This window comes from Imperialibacter sp., from assembly GCF_040222815.1.
Taxonomy (GTDB): Bacteria; Bacteroidota; Bacteroidia; order Cytophagales; family Cyclobacteriaceae; genus Imperialibacter.
Window position 1 is genome coordinate 1 of record NZ_JAVKCH010000051.1, and the last position, 2,318, is coordinate 2,318.

At 46.2% G+C, this 2,318-nt stretch carries 3 protein-coding genes; all 3 read right to left on the reverse strand.

All coding sequences use genetic code 11. The features are described 5' to 3' along the window. Positions 1-44: 44 nt before the first annotated feature. From tnpC to tnpA, 3 genes are read right to left on the reverse strand one after another with little or no spacing between them, the layout of a single operon-like run. Positions 45-1,550, reverse strand: coding sequence for an IS66 family transposase (gene tnpC / locus RIF36_RS25040; RefSeq protein WP_350149697.1), 1,506 nt, complete (start codon positions 1,548-1,550; stop codon positions 45-47). Positions 1,551-1,591: 41 nt separating this feature from the next. Further along, positions 1,592-1,948, reverse strand: a complete 357-nt coding sequence (tnpB, locus tag RIF36_RS25045) for an IS66 family insertion sequence element accessory protein TnpB (RefSeq protein WP_350149698.1) — start codon at positions 1,946-1,948, stop codon at positions 1,592-1,594. Next, positions 1,936-2,253, reverse strand: a complete 318-nt coding sequence (tnpA, locus tag RIF36_RS25050) for an IS66 family insertion sequence element accessory protein TnpA (RefSeq protein ID WP_350149699.1) — start codon at positions 2,251-2,253, stop codon at positions 1,936-1,938. The genes tnpB and tnpA overlap by 13 nt, the downstream gene beginning before the upstream one ends. Positions 2,254-2,318: the final 65 nt, after the last annotated feature.

Sequence of the window (2,318 nt, forward strand, 5' to 3'; positions counted from 1 at the left end):
GTATCCGTCCGGTGAACCTGCCTATTAATTTTAAATCCCAGTATTTACTTTTTAGGTATCCAGTTTGGAGGCAGTAGTTCATGGAGCCGATTGACGGGATGCTCAGGTAACCTTTCCAGCACGTCCTTGAGGTAATCATAAGGATTGATATCCTGGAGTTTACAGCTACCCAGCAGGCTGTATACCATCGCTGCTTTTTTTGCACCGGAATGGCTGCCAGCAAACAAATAGTTTTTACGACCCAGGGCCACTGGTCTAATGCTATTCTCGATGAGGTTGTTATCTATTTCTAGCCTTCCATCATTGAGGTAAGTATAGATCTTGTTGTACCTGCCGATAAGGTAGTAGAAAGCCTTCCCGATTTTACTCTTAGGTAGTACTCCAGGATATTCATTGACCAGCCACTGACCCAGTGCATCCATAATGGGGACAGACTTTTCTTGTCTCAGCATGTAACGGTCTTCTGGTTGAAGACTTTGCTCCCTGGCTTCTCTCTCGACAGCATAGAGTTGCTGGATCAAAAGCAGTGCCTGCTCTGATCTTACCGGATCACTGTCTTTAGCGTGTTCAAAATAGCGGCGGGCATGCGCTAGGCATCCCACCAAGACAATATTTTCCCTGTCTTCAAATTGATCGTATGCCTGGTATCCGTCAGTTTGCAGGTAGCCCTGGTAGTTTTCCAGCAATTGCTTGGGTCCCTCTCTGTTTCTGCCCTTCTGGTAATCAAAAAGAACTAATTTTTCTTCCGGAGAATAGTATACCCAATGGTAGCCCTGATGTGTTTTTCCTGCAGCGGCGGCCGCCTTCTTCTGTCCATCCAATACCGGAATTGGCGTCTCGTCTACTTGCAGGTATGTAGCTTTTAGTGCCACGAACTTCAGGGCCAGGTAAAGAGGCTCAAGCAGATTACAGGCAGCCGGTAACCAGCCATTCAGAGTGCTAGATGGGATTTTCACACCCAATCTCTCATACCTCTGTGCCTGACGGTAAAAAGGAAGGTGGTAGACAAACTTATCTACCATGATTTGCGCTAGCAGTCCTGGGCCAGGTATGCCTTTATCGATAGGTCTTGCTGGCAGTTCTGCCATATGAAAACTCTCCTCAACACTTACATACCTAGGCCTGATATACCTGCGCACGAATAGACGGGCTGGCTCAAGGTCTAACTCCTCAGTGACTTCTTCACCGATTTTACGCATAGTAGAGATATCTTCTTCAGGCTCCAGCACTACATCTATACGAGGCAGATGATCCGGGAAGTTCTGACGAACAGCTTTCTTGCCTGCTTGCTTTGCTGCCCGCTGATAACTTACGGTCTGCTTGACCACAGCCTGTTCTTCATCAGCAGTTTCTGATCCCAGTTCCAGACTGAGTTGTGCATCATCTTTTTGGGCAGGTACAAAGCGCTCCCTTTTACTGCCGTAGATGAGTCGTTTGAGCTCAGCAATCTCTTCTTCAAGATAGGCTATGGAAGCTTTTAGCCTGCGATTCTCTTCAAGAAGAGCATCTTGGCTAAGTGCAGAATCAGGGCGATGAGAAGAAGCTGACATACCGAAATATATCGACAGAAACCCTTTTCACCAAGCCTGCATTATACTTTTTTCAATATTTTGGAGTAGCGTTTTCGTTGGTATTTTACCTCAACTTCTAGGCCTTCCAGCAGCAGAGATAGTTCGCAGTATGTAAGGCTGATGGAGTGATTCTGTGCCTTGGGCAGTCTGAAAGTTCCGGCCTCTAATCGCTTATAATATAGTATAAAACCACTGGGCTCCCAGACCAGCAACTTCATCCTGTCCAGCCTCTTTCCCAGGAAAATATATACATCCCCGGAACAAACATCCCTATCCATCTGCTGTTTTACAACACCGCTCAATCCGTCAAATGATTTACGCATATCTACAGTTTGGCTAAACAAAAAGAAACGCTGATGCTGGCTCAGGCCGAACATACCTTAAGCAATTGCTGAAGATAACTGACCGGTACCTGGTCTGCAAAGCGGATCACCACTCCAGTAGGCAAAACAATTTCCATGGATGTAGATGATACTGCTGCCGGTGTGTGTACTGGTATGAAGGATGGAGCAGCACCTTCTGACTGCTCAGAACGTTGAGCTTTCCTATACTTGCACACCCAATAGGATAAAACATGCTTGGACATGCTATGGATACTACTAAATTCTTCTTGTGTCTGCCCGCTTTGCAGCCAAGTTTCTACCAGAGGGAACATCTGGGATGCATTTTTCAATTCTGCCATATCTTTTTGCCCCTAAGCTATGGCTTACTCATGATTACAAAAAGGCTACTTCACCGGACGGATAC

Bases quoted from the DNA above. Each gene is read 5' to 3' on its own strand.
- tnpA (WP_350149699.1), bottom strand. From the start codon at position 2,253: ATGGCAGAATTGAAAAATGCATCCCAGATGTTCCCTCTGGTAGAAACT.
- tnpB (WP_350149698.1), bottom strand. From the start codon at position 1,948: ATGTTCGGCCTGAGCCAGCATCAGCGTTTCTTTTTGTTTAGCCAAACT.
- tnpC (WP_350149697.1), bottom strand. From the start codon at position 1,550: ATGTCAGCTTCTTCTCATCGCCCTGATTCTGCACTTAGCCAAGATGCT.